The 16118-nt window shown below is 65.9% G+C and carries 11 protein-coding genes and 1 tRNA gene; all 12 read left to right on the top strand.

What is annotated here, in order from left to right:
- Positions 1-191: 191 nt before the first annotated feature.
- A tRNA-Trp gene (locus ACW5E8_RS14530) sits at positions 192-267 on the top strand.
- Positions 268-291: 24 nt separating this feature from the next.
- Complete coding sequence (secE, locus tag ACW5E8_RS14525; protein ID WP_456966250.1) at positions 292-675, top strand: preprotein translocase subunit SecE; 384 nt, start codon at positions 292-294, stop codon at positions 673-675.
- Between the two features lie 17 nt (positions 676-692).
- Positions 693-1265 (top strand): transcription termination/antitermination protein NusG, encoded by a 573-nt coding sequence (gene nusG / locus ACW5E8_RS14520; RefSeq protein ID WP_456966251.1) that lies wholly within the window; start codon positions 693-695, stop codon positions 1263-1265.
- 178 nt (positions 1266-1443) lie between these two features.
- Positions 1444-1872, top strand: coding sequence for a 50S ribosomal protein L11 (gene rplK, locus ACW5E8_RS14515; RefSeq protein WP_199363277.1), 429 nt, complete (start codon positions 1444-1446; stop codon positions 1870-1872).
- A gap of 4 nt (positions 1873-1876) precedes the next feature.
- Positions 1877-2575: a 50S ribosomal protein L1 gene (gene rplA, locus ACW5E8_RS14510; protein ID WP_456966249.1), complete on the top strand. Its 699-nt coding sequence runs from the start codon at positions 1877-1879 to the stop codon at positions 2573-2575.
- Between the two features lie 345 nt (positions 2576-2920).
- The gene (rplJ, locus tag ACW5E8_RS14505) at positions 2921-3445 is read left to right on the top strand and encodes a 50S ribosomal protein L10 (protein WP_456966248.1); all 525 of its coding nucleotides are present in this window, start codon (positions 2921-2923) and stop codon (positions 3443-3445) included.
- 65 nt (positions 3446-3510) lie between these two features.
- On the top strand, positions 3511-3882 hold the full coding sequence (gene rplL, locus ACW5E8_RS14500) for a 50S ribosomal protein L7/L12 (RefSeq protein ID WP_456966247.1): 372 nt from the start codon (positions 3511-3513) through the stop codon (positions 3880-3882).
- 228 nt (positions 3883-4110) lie between these two features.
- Entirely contained in the window at positions 4111-8268 is a 4158-nt protein-coding gene (rpoB, locus tag ACW5E8_RS14495) for a DNA-directed RNA polymerase subunit beta (protein WP_456966246.1), read from the top strand.
- A gap of 88 nt (positions 8269-8356) precedes the next feature.
- Positions 8357-12604: a DNA-directed RNA polymerase subunit beta' gene (gene rpoC, locus ACW5E8_RS14490; RefSeq protein ID WP_456966245.1), complete on the top strand. Its 4248-nt coding sequence runs from the start codon at positions 8357-8359 to the stop codon at positions 12602-12604.
- Between the two features lie 275 nt (positions 12605-12879).
- Positions 12880-13254 (top strand): 30S ribosomal protein S12, encoded by a 375-nt coding sequence (rpsL, locus tag ACW5E8_RS14485; RefSeq protein WP_132985276.1) that lies wholly within the window; start codon positions 12880-12882, stop codon positions 13252-13254.
- 59 nt (positions 13255-13313) lie between these two features.
- A complete protein-coding gene (gene rpsG, locus ACW5E8_RS14480; RefSeq protein ID WP_456966244.1) occupies positions 13314-13781 on the top strand; it encodes a 30S ribosomal protein S7 in 468 nt (155 codons plus the stop codon).
- Positions 13782-13912: 131 nt separating this feature from the next.
- Positions 13913-16003, top strand: a complete 2091-nt coding sequence (fusA, locus tag ACW5E8_RS14475) for an elongation factor G (RefSeq protein ID WP_456966243.1) — start codon at positions 13913-13915, stop codon at positions 16001-16003.
- The last annotated feature ends 115 nt before the right edge of the window (positions 16004-16118 follow it).

The raw sequence follows: 16118 nt of genomic DNA, 5'->3' as shown, positions 1-16118 counted from the left end.
TGCCAAGGTCATCAAGTAAGTCAGCGTATCCCGGCGGCCGTTGGCCGCCGCGATACGTGCTGCCGTTGATCCGGCCCTCGGGCCGGATAGCGCCAGCGGCCATCGGCTCACGCCGACGGCCTGTGGTAGACGCCGGGGCGAGTCGGGAGCGGCTCGCCGTTGGCGTCTAAGAGGTGCCAATTTTTTTGTACACGCCAGTAGCTCAATTGGCAGAGCAGCGGTCTCCAAAACCGCAGGTTGGGGGTTCGAGTCCCTCCTGGCGTGCCATGCCGCAACGAGGGCGATAGCGTCTTGAACAGCAGGGTTGAACACTCTAGGAACCAGGCTTCGGCGACCGATGTCGCCAAGTACGTGGCCGCATCCCTGCTGCTGCTCGGTGGGTTGGTCGCGTTCTACTGGTTCGAAGGCCAGTGGCCGACGCCGCTGCGCGTGCTGGCCGTGGTTGGCGGCGCCGCCGCCGCGCTGGTGGTCTTCCTGACCAGCGTCAAGGGCCACCAGATGCGCGAATTCCTCTCCGAAGCCCGCTTCGAGCTGCGCAAAGTGGTCTGGCCGACCCGCCAGGAAGCCATGCGCATGAGCTGGGTGGTGATGCTGGTCGTCGTGATCATCAGCCTGATGCTCGCCGGCTTCGACCTGGTGATCCAGTGGGTCATCCGCCTGCTGCTCGGCAACTGATGGAGATGACTGAGTCGATGGAAAGCGAGATCGTCAAGCGCTGGTACGTGGTCCATGCCTATTCCGGCTTCGAGAAGTCGGTGGCGCAGGCGCTGCGTGACCGCATCGTGCGCATGGACATGGAAGAAAGGTTCGGCGACGTGATGGTCCCGACCGAGGAAATCGTGGAGATGCGCTCGGGCCAGAAGCGCCGCTCCGAGCGCAAGTTCTTCCCCGGCTATGTCCTGGTCCAGATCGCCACCCAGGACGAGGGCGGCATCCCGCGCATCGACAGCGAGAGCTGGCACCTGGTCAAGGAAACCCCCAAGGTCATGGGCTTCATCGGCGGTACCGCCGCCCAGCCGCTGCCGATCCGCGACGAGGAGGCCGATGCCATCCTCGCCCGCGTCCAGGAAGGCGTTGAGAAGCCCCGTCCCAAGGTCCTGTTCGAGGCCGGCCAGATGGTCCGGGTCGTCGACGGCCCCTTCAACGACTTCAACGGCGTGGTCGAGGAAGTCAACTACGAGAAGAGCCGCCTGCGCGTGGCCGTGCTCATCTTCGGCCGCTCGACCCCGGTCGAGCTGGAGTTCGGGCAGGTCGAAAAGGCCTGAGTCCGCCTCTTGGCGGCAAGATCCGGAAGCTGCTATAGTGCGCGGCTTCCTGCCCTGAAATCGGGCAAAACGCATTGGCCGCCGCCCTGGCGGCCTTTGCGCGTCGCGACGCGATACCGGGACGCGTGATTCCCGGCCCGATGGGGAGCCTGACAGGCGTTCGCACCCGGAGAGGACAATGGCTAAGAAAGTCGTCGGTTACATCAAGCTTCAGGTCAAGGCGGGTCAGGCGAATCCTTCGCCGCCGGTCGGTCCTGCCCTGGGCCAGCGCGGCCTGAACATCATGGAGTTCTGCAAGGCGTTCAACGCCGCCACGCAGAAGCTCGAGCCCGGCCTGCCGACCCCGGTGATCATCACCGCGTATTCGGACCGCACCTTCACCTTCATCACCAAGTCGACCCCGGCTGCGGTGTTGTTGCGCAAGGCTGCCGGCGTGGCCTCGGGTTCCAAGCGCCCGAACACCGAGAAGGTGGGCAAGGTCACCCGCGCCCAGCTCGAAGAAATCGCGAAGATGAAGGAGGCCGACCTGACGGCGGCCGACCTGGAAGCAGCAGTTCGCACCATCGAGGGCTCCGCCCGTTCGATGGGCCTGTCGGTGGAGGGCTGAAGACATGGCACAGACCAAGCGACAGAAGAGCATCAAGGCCGCGGTTGTCCCGGGCAAGGCCTATGCCATCGACGAGGCACTGAAGATCGTCAAGGAACACAGCAAGGCCAAGTTCGTCGAAGCCGTCGACGTGGCCGTGCGCCTGGGCGTGGACGCCCGCAAGTCGGACCAGCAGGTCCGTGGCTCGACCGTGCTGCCGCAGGGCACCGGCAAGTCCGTGCGCGTGGCGGTGTTTGCCCCGGCGGGCGCCAAGGCCGAAGAAGCCCTGGCCGCTGGCGCCGACGCCGTCGGCATGGACGACCTGGCCGAGAAGATGCAGGCCGGCGACCTCAGCTATGACGTCGTGATCGCCACCCCGGACGCCATGCGCGTGGTCGGCAAGCTCGGCACGCTGCTCGGCCCGCGTGGCCTGATGCCCAACCCGAAGGTCGGCACCGTGTCGGCGAACCCGGGCGAGGCGGTCAAGAACGCGAAGGGCGGCCAGGTCCGCTACCGCACCGACAAGGCCGGCATCATCCACTGCACCATCGGCAAGGCCGACTTCGAGTCGGACCGCCTGAAGGAAAACCTGCAGGCGCTGCTGATGGACCTGGTCAAGGCCAAGCCGGCCACGGCCAAGGGCCAGTACCTGCAGAAGGTTTCGGTCAGCTCGACCATGGGCCCCGGCGTCGCCGTGGACCAGTCGACGCTGGCGCTCAAGTAAGAAGGTTTTGAGGGCATCGCCAAGGGCACACGCCCGAGGCGGGGCCGTCAAAGACCGCAGGCGCGGCCTGCGTGGCAGCGACGACGGGCAGGGATGCTCGAACTGGCATGGATTCGCCGTCGTTGCCGCCGCAGGGCGCTTAATCCTCGAACCGCGAGAGCGGCGACGGGCCTGCGCAGATGGTTGCCGACCCTCCCAAAGATCAGGGCTTCATCGATCCAGACGGAAAACGGCCACCAACGGGATGCCGCTTGCGGCGTCCCCGGCACCAAGGGACTGGTGTCGACAAAGGACCGGCCAGGCGCGGATGCGCCAGGCCGGATTGCGAAGTACGGAGGAAGTGCAATGGCTCTCAATCTGAACCAGAAGAAGGAAGTCGTTGCCGAACTGGCCGAGGTCGCCGCCAAGGCGCACTCGCTGGTTGCCGCGGAGTACGTGGGCCTGACCGTCGAGCAGTTGACCAGCATGCGAAAGAAGGCGCGCGCCGAAGGCGTGTACCTGAAGGTCGCGAAGAACACGCTGGTCTCGCGTGCAGTCGAGGATACCGATTACGCCATCGTCAAGGATGAGCTGACCGGTCCCCTGCTGTATGCCTTCTCGAAGGAAGACCCCGGCGCCGCCGGACGCCTGATCAAGGAGTTCGCCAAGGCGAACGACAAGCTGAAGCCGCGCCTCGTGGCGATCGGCGGGCAGAAGTACCCGGGCTCCCATGTGGATGTCCTGGCTTCGCTCCCGACGCGTGACGAAGCGCTGTCGATGCTGCTCAGCGTCATGGTCCAGCCCGCCACCATGCTGGTGCGCGTGCTGGCCGAGCCGGCCTCGCAGGTCGCCCGCGTCACCAACGCGGTCGGCCAGCAGCAGGCGGCTTGAGGCAACAGTTCGGTCGACAACCGACCACAGACGTTTTCCAACATTAGATAACCAGAGGTATCGAGATGTCCCTTTCCAACGAGCAGATCATCGAAGCGATCAGCAGCAAGACCCTCATCGAGGTGATGGAGCTGGTCAAGGCGATGGAAGAGAAGTTCGGCGTGTCCGCCGCCGCCCCGGTCGCCATGGCCGCCGGTCCGGCTGCCGCCGCCGCGGTCGTCGAAGAGCAGACCGAGTTCAACGTGACCCTGAAGTCGCCTGGCGACAAGAAGGTCGAGGTCATCAAGGTGGTCCGCGCGATCACCGGCCTGGGCCTGAAGGAAGCCAAGGACCTGACCGAAGCCGGTGGCGTGGTCAAGGAAGGCGCGTCGAAGGACGAAGCCGAGAAGATCAAGAAGGATCTGGAAGCGGCCGGCGCCACGGTCGAAGTCAAGTAAGCGTTGTCGCGTCGCCTGCGTCACGAGGCGACCACGAGGCTGGGGGCGTAAGCCCCCGGCCTTCGGCCGTTGTAACGGCTGGTTAGAACCGACACCGAGTCGGCAGTTGGAAGTAGCGGGAGAAGGCGTGCTGGTGCCGGCAATACCAGCAACTTCCAACTGGCGGTTCATTGTTCCCCCTGGGTCGCGCCGCGCGCGGCCCGCAGATGCCAAAGGCGGTAGCTCCCCATGACGACGTCATATTCGTTCACCGAGAAGAAGCGCATCCGCAAGGACTTCGGCAAGCGCCGTTCGATCCTCGAGGTGCCGTTCCTGCTCGCCATCCAGGTCGACTCCTATCGCGAGTTCCTGCAGGCCGGCAAGGATCCCGCGCGCCGCGAAGACCGTGGCCTGCACGCCGCCCTCAAGTCCGTGTTCCCCATCACCAGCTACAACGGCTACGCAGCGCTGGAGTACGTCGGCTACAAGCTCGGCGACCCGGTGTTCGACGAGCGTGAGTGCCGCAACCGCGGCCTCAGCTACGGCGCCCCGCTGCGCGTGACCGTGCGCCTGGTGATCTACGACCGCGAGTCGTCGTCGAAGGCCATCAAGTACGTGAAGGAGCAGGAGGTCTACATGGGCGAGATTCCGCTCATGACCGACAACGGCACCTTCATCGTCAACGGCACCGAGCGCGTCATCGTCTCGCAGCTGCACCGTTCGCCGGGCGTGTTCTTCGACCACGATCGTGGCAAGACCCACAGCTCGGGCAAGCTGCTGTACAGCGCCCGCATCATCCCGTACCGCGGTTCCTGGCTGGACTTCGAGTTCGACCCGAAGGACGCGCTGTTCACCCGCATCGACCGCCGCCGCAAGCTGCCGGTCTCGGTGTTGCTGCGCGCGCTCGGTTACAACAACGAAGAAATGCTGCACGAGTTCTTCGAGATCAACCACTTCCACATCGATCCCGAGGAAGGCGTGCAGCTCGCGCTCGTGCCCGAGCGCCTGCGCGGCGAAACCCTGGACTTCGACCTGGCCGATGGCGATCGCGTGATCGTCGAAGCCGGCCGCCGCATCACCGCGCGCCACGTCAAGCAGCTGACCGATTCCGGCATCGAAGCGCTGGCCGTGCCCGACAGCTACCTGGTCGGCCGCGTGCTTTCGCACGACGTCATCGACGCCGCCACCGGCGAGCTGGTGGCCTCGGCCAACGACGAGATCACCGAGGAGATGCTCGAGGCCCTGCGCAAGGCGGGCATCGACGCCGTCGGCACGATCTGGACCAACGACCTCGATCGCGGCGCGTACCTGTCCAACACCCTGCGCATCGACGCGACCAAGACCCAGCTCGAGGCCCTGGTCGAGATCTACCGCATGATGCGTCCCGGCGAGCCGCCGACCAAGGACGCCGCGCAGAACCTGTTCCACAACCTGTTCTTCACCTTCGAGCGCTACGACCTCTCGGCCGTGGGCCGGATGAAGTTCAACCGTCGCATCGGCCGCAAGGAAACCACCGGCGCGCCCGTGCTGTACGACGCCAAGTACTTCGCCGAGCGCAAGGACGACGACTCCGCCCGCCTGCGCGAGGCCTGCGGCGACAGCTCCGACATCCTCGACGTGCTGAAGGTGCTGACCGAGATCCGCAACGGCCGCGGCGTGGTCGACGACATCGACCACCTCGGCAACCGCCGCGTCAGGTCGGTCGGCGAGATGGCCGAGAACGTGTTCCGCGTCGGCCTGGTGCGCGTCGAGCGCGCCGTGCGCGAGCGCCTGACCATGGCCGAGGCCGATGGCCTGACCCCGCAGGAACTGATCAACGCCAAGCCGGTCGCGGCGGCGGTGAAGGAGTTCTTCGGTTCGTCGCAGCTGTCGCAGTTCATGGACCAGAACAACCCGCTGTCCGAGGTCACCCACAAGCGCCGCGTGTCGGCCCTTGGACCGGGCGGCCTGACCCGCGAGCGCGCCGGCTTCGAAGTGCGCGACGTGCACCCGACCCATTACGGCCGCGTCTGCACCATCGAGACCCCTGAAGGCCCGAACATCGGCCTGATCAACTCGCTGGCCGTGTTCGCGCGCACCAACAACTACGGCTTCCTCGAGACGCCGTACCGCAAGGTCGTGGACGGCAAGGTCACCGACGACGTCGAGTTCCTCTCGGCGATCGAGGAGAACGAGTACGTCATCGCGCAGGTGAACGCACCGCAGGACGAGAAGGGCAAGCTGGACGCGCCGTTCATCGCCTGCCGCTTCCAGGGCGAGAACCTGCTCAAGCCGCCGAGCGAGATCCACTACATGGACGTGTCGCCGATGCAGACCGTGTCGGTCGCGGCGGCGCTGGTCCCGTTCCTCGAGCACGACGATGCCAACCGCGCGCTGATGGGCGCCAACATGCAGCGCCAGGCCGTGCCGACGCTGCGCAGCGAGAAGCCGCTGGTCGGCACCGGCATCGAGCGCGCCGTGGCGCGCGACTCGGGCGTGACCGTGAACGCGCGCCGTGGCGGCGTGATCGAGCAGATCGATGCCGCGCGCATCGTGGTCAAGGTGAACGAGGACGAGATCTCCGGTGAAACCGATGCCGGCGTCGACATCTACAACCTGATCAAGTACACGCGTTCCAACCAGAACACCTGCATCAACCAGACCCCGCTGGTCAACGTGGGCGACGTGGTCGCGCGCGGCGACGTCCTGGCCGACGGTCCCTCGACCGACATCGGCGAGCTGGCCCTGGGCCAGAACATGCTGGTCGCGTTCATGCCGTGGAACGGCTACAACTTCGAGGACTCGATCCTCCTGTCCGAGCGCGTGGTCAAGGAAGACCGCTACACCACGATCCACATCGAGGAGCTCACCGCCGTCGCCCGCGACACGAAGCTGGGCCCGGAGGAGATCTCGGCCGACATCCCGAACGTCTCCGAGCAGGCGCTGAACCGCCTCGACGAGTCGGGCGTGGTGTACATCGGTGCCGAGGTGCGCGCAGGCGACATCCTGGTCGGCAAGGTCACGCCGAAGGGCGAAAGCCAGCTGACCCCGGAAGAGAAGCTGCTGCGCGCGATCTTCGGCGAGAAGGCGTCCGACGTTAAGGACAGCTCGCTGCGCGTGCCGCCGGGCATGGACGGCACCGTCATCGACGTGCAGGTCTTCACCCGCGACGGCATCGAGAAGGACAAGCGCGCCAAGCAGATCGAAGAAAGCGAGATCAAGGCCGTCAAGAAGGACTTCGACGACCAGTTCCGCATCCTCGAGGGCGCGATCTACGCCCGCCTGCGCGAGCAGCTGCTGGGCAAGACCGCCAACGGCGGCCCGGGCGTGAAGAAGGGCGACACCGTGTCGTCGCTGGTGCTCGACGGCCTGAAGAAGTCCGACTGGCTGCAGCTGCGCATGAAGGACGACGACGCCGCCGACGCGATCGAGCGTGCCGCCAAGCAGATCCAGGTGCACGAGGAAGAGTTCGAGCGCCGTTTCCAGGACAAGCGCGGCAAGATCACCCAGGGCGACGACCTCGCCCCGGGCGTGCTGAAGATGGTGAAGGTGTACCTGGCGGTGAAGCGCCGCATCCAGCCGGGCGACAAGATGGCCGGCCGCCACGGCAACAAGGGCGTCGTGTCCACCATCGTGCCGGTGCAGGACATGCCGCACATGGCCAACGGCGAGACCGTGGACATCGTGCTCAACCCGCTGGGCGTGCCGAGCCGAATGAACATCGGCCAGATCCTCGAGGTCCACCTGGGCTGGGCAGCGAAGGGCCTGGGCCAGAAGATCGACCGCATGCTGCAGGCGCAGGCCAAGGTGGCCGAACTGCGCAAGTTCCTCGACCAGATCTACAACCACGACAACAAGCTGCATGGGCAGCGCGTGGACCTCAAGCAGTTCTCCGACGAGGAGCTGCTGACGCTGGCGAAGAACCTGACCGGCGGCGTGCCGATGGCCACCCCGGTGTTCGACGGCGCGGCGGAGTCCGAGATCAAGCACATGCTCGAGCTCGCCGACCTGCCGACCAGCGGCCAGGCGCAGCTGTACGACGGCCGCACCGGCGAGGCCTTCGAGCGCAAGGTGACCGTGGGCTACATGCACATGCTGAAGCTCAACCACCTGGTCGACGACAAGATGCACGCGCGTTCGACCGGCCCGTACTCGCTCGTCACCCAGCAGCCGCTGGGCGGCAAGGCGCAGTTCGGCGGCCAGCGCTTCGGCGAGATGGAGGTCTGGGCCCTTGAGGCCTACGGCGCGGCGTACACGCTGCAGGAAATGCTGACCGTCAAATCCGACGACGTGCAGGGCCGCAACCAGATGTACAAGAACATTGTCGACGGCGAACACGAGATGGTCGCGGGCATGCCCGAGTCCTTCAACGTGCTGGTCAAGGAAATCCGCTCGCTCGCGATCAACATGGAGCTGGAAGAGAACTGAGGACGAACCGGGGGCAGGGCGCGCGTGACGCGCCCCGCCACCCGCGAACACCGCAGCCCGTCCTCGATTCCCGATCCCGGAGAAACACATGAAAGACCTTCTGAACCTGTTCAACCAGCAGCGCCCGACGCTCGACTTCGACGCGATCAAGATCGCGCTGGCTTCGCCCGACCTGATCCGTTCGTGGTCGTTCGGCGAAGTGAAGAAGCCCGAGACGATCAACTACCGCACCTTCAAGCCCGAGCGCGACGGCCTGTTCTGCGCCGCCATCTTCGGGCCGGTCAAGGACTACGAGTGCCTGTGCGGCAAGTACAAGCGCATGAAGCACCGCGGCGTGGTGTGCGAGAAGTGCGGCACGGAAGTGACGCTGGCCAAGGTGCGCCGCGAGCGCATGGGCCACATCGACCTCGCCAGCCCCACCGCGCACATCTGGTTCCTCAAGTCGCTGCCGTCGCGCATCGGCCTGATGCTGGACATGACCCTGCGTGACATCGAGCGCATCCTGTACTTCGAGGCGTTCGTCGTCACCGAGCCGGGCCTGACTCCGATGGAGCGCGGCCAGCTGCTCAACGAAGAGCAGTTCATGACGATGCGCCAGGAGCACGGCGACGACTTCGACGCCGCGATGGGCGCCGAGGCCGTGTTCGACCTGCTGCGCACGATCGACCTCCAGGCCGAGATGGTGCGGCTGAAGGAAGACATCGCCGCCACCGGTTCCGAGACCAAGCTCAAGCGCCTCACCAAGCGCATCAAGCTGGTCGAGGCCTTCCTCGAATCGGGCAACCGCCCCGAGTGGATGGTCATGACCGTGCTGCCGGTGCTGCCGCCGGACCTGCGCCCGCTGGTCCCGCTGGACGGTGGCCGCTTCGCGACCTCCGACCTGAACGACCTGTACCGCCGCGTCATCAACCGCAACAACCGCCTGCGTCGCCTGCTCGAACTCAATGCGCCCGACATCATCGTGCGCAACGAGAAGCGCATGCTGCAGGAGTCGGTCGACGCCCTGATGGACAACGGCCGTCGTGGCCGCGCCATCACCGGCACCAACAAGCGCCCGCTCAAGTCGCTGGCCGACATGATCAAGGGCAAGCAGGGCCGCTTCCGCCAGAACCTGCTCGGCAAGCGCGTCGACTACTCGGGCCGTTCGGTCATCGTGGTCGGCCCGACGCTGCGCCTGCACGAGTGCGGCCTGCCGAAGAAGATGGCGCTGGAGCTGTTCAAGCCCTTCATCTTCGCCAAGCTGCAGCGCCGTGGCCTGGCCACGACGATCAAGGCCGCCAAGAAGCTCGTCGAGCGCGAAGAGGCCGAGGTGTGGGACATCCTCGAAGAGGTGATCCGCGAGCACCCGGTGCTGCTGAACCGCGCGCCGACCCTGCACCGCCTGGGCATCCAGGCGTTCGAGCCGGTACTGATCGAGGGCAAGGCCATCCAGCTGCACCCGCTGGTCTGCACCGCGTTCAACGCCGACTTCGACGGTGACCAGATGGCCGTCCACGTGCCGCTCTCGCTGGAAGCCCAGCTGGAAGCGCGCGCGCTGATGATGTCGTCCAACAACATCCTGTCGCCCGCCAACGGCGAGCCGATCATCGTGCCGTCGCAGGACGTGGTGCTCGGGCTGTACTACATGACCCGTGCGCTCGAGAACACGGTGGGCGAGGGCATGGCGTTCGCCAACGTCTCCGAGGTCAAGCGCGCCTACGACGCCAAGGTCGCCGGCCTGCACGCCAAGGTGAAGGTGCGCATCACCGAGACGGTGATCGACGAGGAAGGCAACCGCGAGCAGAAGACCTCGATCGTGGACACCACGGTCGGGCGCGCCCTGCTGGCCGAGATCCTCCCGGCGGGCCTGCCGTTCGCGCTGGCCAACGTCGAGCTGACGAAGAAGAACATCAGCCGCCTGATCAACTCCTGCTACCGCATGCTCGGCCTGAAGGACACGGTCGTGTTCGCCGACAAGCTGATGTACACCGGCTTCGCGTACGCCACGCGCGCCGGCGTGTCGATCGGCATCGACGACATGATCATCCCGGACGAGAAGAAGGGGATCCTCGCCGAGGCCGAGGCCGAGGTGCTGGAGATCCAGCAGCAGTACCAGTCCGGCCTGGTCACCGCCGGCGAGCGCTACAACAAGGTCGTGGACATCTGGTCGCGCACCAACGAGCGCGTCGCCCAGGCGATGATGAAGACCATCGGCACCGAGATCGTCACCAACGCCAAGGGTGAGCAGGTCGAGCAGAAGTCGATGAACTCGGTCTACATCATGGCCGACTCCGGCGCGCGTGGTTCGCAGGCGCAGATCCGCCAGCTGGCCGGCATGCGCGGCCTGATGGCCAAGCCCGACGGCTCGATCATCGAGACCCCGATCACCTCGAACTTCCGCGAGGGCCTGAACGTCCAGCAGTACTTCATCTCGACCCACGGTGCCCGAAAGGGCCTCGCGGATACCGCGCTGAAGACCGCGAACTCCGGTTACCTGACCCGTCGCCTGGTCGACGTGGCGCAGGACGTGGTGATCACCGAGACCGATTGCGGTACCCGCGAAGGCCTGACCATGACCCCGATCGTGGAAGGCGGCGACGTGGTCGAGCCGCTGAAGGACCGCGTGCTCGGCCGCATGGTGGCCGAGGACGTGTTCATGCCCGGCGACGACGAGGATCCGGTCGTGACCCGCAACACCCTGCTCGACGAAGCCTGGGTGCAGAAGCTCGAGGAGATCGGCGTGCAGGCCATCCAGGTCCGCTCGACGATCACCTGCGAATCGTCCTTCGGCGTCTGTGCGAACTGCTATGGCCGCGACCTCGGCCGTGGCCACCTGGTCAACCTCGGCGAAGCCGTGGGCGTGGTGGCCGCACAGTCGATCGGCGAGCCCGGCACCCAGCTGACCATGCGTACGTTCCACATCGGTGGTGCGGCGTCGCGTGCGGCGGCGATCGACAACGTGACGGTCAAGACCACCGGCTCGGTGAAGTTCAACAACGTCAAGTCCGTGTCGCATGGCAACGGCCACCTGGTCGGCGTGTCGCGGTCGGGCGAGATTTCGGTGCTCGACCAGCACGGCCGTGAGCGCGAGCGCTACAAGCTGCCCTACGGCGCGACCATCAACGCGAAGGACGGCATGGCGGTCAAGGCCGGCCAGACCATCGCGACGTGGGACCCGCATAACCACCCGATCGTGTCGGAAGTGAAGGGCGTCATGCGCTTCGCGGACTTCATCGACGGCGTGACCGTGATCGAGAAGACCGACGACCTGACCGGCCTGGCCTCGCGCGAGATCACCGATCCCAAGCGCCGTGGTTCGCAGGCCAAGGACCTGCGTCCGCTGATCCGCATCGTCGATGCCAAGACCGGCGAGGGCCTCAACATCCCGGGCACCGACCTGCCGGCGCAGTACATGCTGCCGCCGCGCTCCATCGTCAACATGCAGGACGGTGATGCGGTGGGCGTGGGCGACGTGGTGGCCAAGATCCCGCAGGAAGCCTCGAAGACCCGCGACATCACCGGCGGCCTGCCGCGCGTGGCCGACCTGTTCGAAGCCCGCAAGCCCAAGGACCCGGCGATCCTCGCCGAGAAGTCGGGCGTGGTCAGCTTCGGCAAGGACACCAAGGGCAAGCAGCGCCTGATCATCAAGGGCGTGGACGGCGACGACCACGAAGAGCTGATCCCGAAGTACCGCCAGATCATCGTGTTCGAAGGCGAGCACGTCGAGAAGGGCGAGACCGTGGTGGACGGCGAGCCGAGCCCGCAGGACATCCTGCGCCTGAAGGGCGTCGAGGAGCTGGCGTCGTACCTGACCAAGGAAATCCAGGACGTCTACCGCCTGCAGGGCGTGAAGATCAACGACAAGCACATCGAAGTGATCGTCCGCCAGATGCTGCGCAAGGTCGAGGTCACCGACGCCGGCGACAGCACCCGTTTCCTCAACGGTGAGCAGGCCGAGCGCCAGCGCGTCATCGAGGCCAACGAGAAGCACAACGCCAAGGGCGAGCTGCCGGTGCATTTCGATCCGGTCCTGCTGGGCATCACCAAGGCGTCGCTGGCGACCGAGTCGTTCATCTCCGCGGCTTCCTTCCAGGAGACCACCCGCGTGCTGACCGAGGCTGCCGTGCGCGGCACCCGCGACGGCCTGCGCGGCCTGAAGGAAAACGTGATCGTCGGCCGCCTGATTCCTGCCGGTACCGGCATGGCGTATCATGCGCAACGCCGGAAGAACGCCTCGGGGCTGACCGAGTCCGAGATGGAGGCACTGTCCGCGGTCAGCGTGGCAGAGTCCGCCGTCGAAGAGACGGCCGCGGTCGAGGGGGGCGATGCTCCCCTGGCCCAGGGCACCGAAGACTGATCCAAAGTTAGTGACGGCCCCACGGGGCCGTCCCAGATTCCGAAATGAGGTGCCATGGAGGCGCCTCGTATTCGGCCCAGGAAGGGCGGGAAAGAAGACTGCGACCCAGGTCGCGTCCCGGATGCCGGGGCGTCGCCTGTCCGGTCATCGCATGCGTTGACGCTGGCCGTCGGCGCAGGCTATACTTTTCCGTCTCGGCAGGCCGGGTTCATCCGCCTGCCTTCGTTTTCATACACACCGCGGCCCCGCGCCCCGAAGCAGAAGACCCGACACCGATGGCAACGATCAACCAGCTTGTGCGCAAGCCGCGCAGCCCGGAAACCTACCAGAGCAATTCGCCCGCGCTGCAGAACTGCCCGCAGCGTCGCGGCGTCTGCACCCGCGTGTACACCACGACCCCGAAGAAGCCGAACTCGGCCCTTCGCAAGGTCGCCAAGGTGCGCCTGACCAATGGCTACGAGGTCATCTCCTACATCGGTGGCGAAGGCCACAACCTGCAGGAGCACTCGGTGGTGCTGATCCGCGGCGGTCGCGTCAAGGACCTCCCGGGTGTGCGTTACCACACCGTCCGTGGCTCGCTCGACGCCGCCGGCGTCGCCAAGCGCAGGCAGGCCCGCTCCAAGTACGGCGCCAAGCGTCCGAAGGGCTGATCCGCTCCTTCCTGGATTGTCCCGCCCTTCGAACCAGATACTGAAAAGGCACAAGAACAATGTCGCGTAAAGGAAACACCCCGCAGCGCTCGGTGCTGCCCGACCCGAAGCATGGCAGCGAGACGATCGCCCGCTTCATCAACATGGTCATGTACAGCGGCAAGAAGTCCGTCGCCGAGAAGATCGTCTACGGTGCCATGGACGTCATCGGCGAAAAGAACCCGAACCCGCTGGAAGTCGTCGAGAAGGCGCTGGGCAACATCTCGCCGTCGGTCGAGGTGAAGTCGCGTCGCGTCGGTGGCGCCACCTACCAGGTGCCGGTCGAAGTGCGCCAGTCGCGCCGCATGGCGCTGGCGATGCGCTGGCTGATCGACGCCGCCCGCAAGCGCGGCGAGAACAGCATGCCGCGCAAGCTCGCCGGCGAGCTGATCGATGCATCCGAGAGCCGCGGTGGCGCGATCAAGAAGCGCGAAGAAACGCACCGCATGGCCGAGGCCAACAAGGCCTTCGCGCACTACCGCTGGTAACGGCGCCCGGCCGCGCGCAGCGCGCCGGCCCGATCGTCGCGTAGCCGGGTGCCGCCGCAGGGCGGCATTCGGCCATCCGGAACCAATTCCGCACGTCCGCGTCTGTGGACAACATCTATAGAGAGATCGCCGTGGCCCGCACCACTCCCATCGACCGCTATCGCAACTTCGGCATCATGGCCCACATCGATGCCGGCAAGACCACCACGTCCGAGCGCATCCTGTTTTACACGGGCGTCAGCCACAAGCTGGGCGAAGTGCACGACGGCGCCGCGACCATGGACTGGATGGAGCAGGAGCAGGAGCGTGGCATCACGATCCAGTCGGCGGCCACCACCGCGTTCTGGTCGGGCATGGACAAGTCGCTGCCGCAGCACCGCTTCAACATCATCGACACCCCCGGGCACGTCGACTTCACCATCGAGGTGGAGCGCTCCCTGCGCGTGCTCGACGGCGCGGTGTTCGTGCTGTGCGCCGTGGGTGGCGTGCAGCCGCAGTCCGAGACCGTGTGGCGTCAGGCCAACAAGTACAAGGTGCCGCGCCTTGCCTTCGTCAACAAGATGGACCGCACCGGTGCCAACTTCGACAAGGTCGTGGGCCAGCTGAAGTCGCGCCTGGGTGCGAACCCGGTGCCGATGCAGGTGCCGATCGGTGCCGAAGACGGCTTCGAGGGCGTCATCGACCTGCTGAAGATGAAGGCGATCCGCTGGGATACCGCCTCGCAGGGCATGGTGTTCGAGTACCGCGAGATCCCCGCCGAGCTGGCCGACAAGGCCGCCGAGGCACGCGCCTTCATGATCGAGGCCGCGGCCGAGGCCACTGAAGAGCTGATGGACAAGTACCTCGAGGGCGGAGAGCTCAGCGAGGAAGAGATCATCGCCGGCCTGCGCGAGCGCACCGTCAAGGTGGAGATCGTGCCGGTGTTCTGCGGCACCGCGTTCAAGAACAAGGGCGTGCAGGCCATGCTCGACGGCGTGATCCAGCTGCTGCCGTCGCCGCTCGACCGTCCCGCCGTGCAGGGCATCAACGAGCGCGAAGAGACCGAGACCCGTGCGGCTGACGACAAGGCGCCGTTCTCCGCGCTGGCGTTCAAGATCATCACCGATCCGTTCGTGGGCTCGCTGACCTTCTTCCGCGTCTACTCGGGCGTGCTCAATGCCGGCGACCAGGTCTACAACCCGATCAAGTCGCGCAAGGAGCGCATCGGCCGCCTGCTGCAGATGCATTCCAACGATCGCGCCGAGATCAAGGAAGTCCGCGCCGGCGACATCGCCGCGGCCGTGGGCCTGAAGGACGTGACCACTGGCGACACGCTGTGCGCGCAGGACGCGATCATCACGCTCGAGCGCATGATCTTCCCGGAGCCGGTCATCTCGATGGCCGTTGAGCCGAAGACCAAGTCGGACCAGGAAAAGATGGGCATCGCGCTCGGTCGCCTGGCGCAGGAAGATCCTTCGTTCCGCGTGCGGACCGACGAGGAATCCGGCCAGACCATCATCGCCGGCATGGGCGAGCTGCACCTGGACATCCTCGTTGACCGCATGAAGCGCGAGTTCAACGTCGAGGCCAACGTCGGCAAGCCGCAGGTCGCCTACCGCGAGACCATCCGCAAGACGGTCAAGTGCGAAGGCAAGTTCGTTCGCCAGTCGGGCGGCAAGGGCCAGTTCGGCCACGTGTGGCTCGAGATCTCGCCGCAGGAGCCGGGCACCGGCTACGAGTTCGAGAACGCGATCGTGGGCGGCGTGGTGCCCAAGGAATACATCCCGGCCGTCGACAAGGGCATCCAGGAAGCGGTGGCCAACGGCATCCTCGCCGGCTACCCGATCGTGGACGTCAAGGTGAAGCTGTACGACGGTTCGTACCACGAGGTCGACTCGTCGGAAATGGCGTTCAAGATCGCCGGCTCGATGGGCTTCAAGGAAGGCTTTGGCAAGGCCAGCCCGGTGCTGCTCGAGCCGATCATGAAGGTCGAGATCGTCAGCCCCGAGGATTACCTGGGCGACGTGATGGGCGACGTGAGCCGTCGTCGCGGCATCCTCCAGGGCCAGGACGACAGTCCGTCGGGCAAGATCATCAACGCGATGATCCCGCTGGGCGAGATGTTCGGCTACGCCACCAGCCTGCGCTCGATGTCGCAGGGTCGCGCCACCTTCACGATGGAGTTCGACCACTACGCGGAAGCGCCGTCGAACATCGCCGACGAAGTGGTCAAGAAGAAGTAAGCGGCGCCAGAGACGGCGACCAAGTCAACCAACTTTCGAAGAGACAGCAATCATGGCCAAGGGTAAGTTCGAGCGCACCAAGCCCCACGTGAACGTGGGCACGATCGGTCACGTG

The organism is Luteimonas sp. A649 (assembly GCF_054072735.1).
The sequence above is the reverse complement of the archived record's forward strand: the minus strand, read 5'-3'. Positions and strand labels throughout refer to the sequence as shown.

Coding starts and splice junctions, on each gene's coding strand:
- rpoB (WP_456966246.1), top strand. CDS start 4,111: ATGACGACGTCATATTCGTTCACCGAGAAGAAGCGCATCCGCAAGGAC.
- rplJ (WP_456966248.1), top strand. CDS start 2,921: ATGGCTCTCAATCTGAACCAGAAGAAGGAAGTCGTTGCCGAACTGGCC.
- rpsG (WP_456966244.1), top strand. CDS start 13,314: ATGTCGCGTAAAGGAAACACCCCGCAGCGCTCGGTGCTGCCCGACCCG.
- rpsL (WP_132985276.1), top strand. CDS start 12,880: ATGGCAACGATCAACCAGCTTGTGCGCAAGCCGCGCAGCCCGGAAACC.
- nusG (WP_456966251.1), top strand. CDS start 693: ATGGAAAGCGAGATCGTCAAGCGCTGGTACGTGGTCCATGCCTATTCC.
- rpoC (WP_456966245.1), top strand. CDS start 8,357: ATGAAAGACCTTCTGAACCTGTTCAACCAGCAGCGCCCGACGCTCGAC.
- rplK (WP_199363277.1), top strand. CDS start 1,444: ATGGCTAAGAAAGTCGTCGGTTACATCAAGCTTCAGGTCAAGGCGGGT.
- rplA (WP_456966249.1), top strand. CDS start 1,877: ATGGCACAGACCAAGCGACAGAAGAGCATCAAGGCCGCGGTTGTCCCG.
- rplL (WP_456966247.1), top strand. CDS start 3,511: ATGTCCCTTTCCAACGAGCAGATCATCGAAGCGATCAGCAGCAAGACC.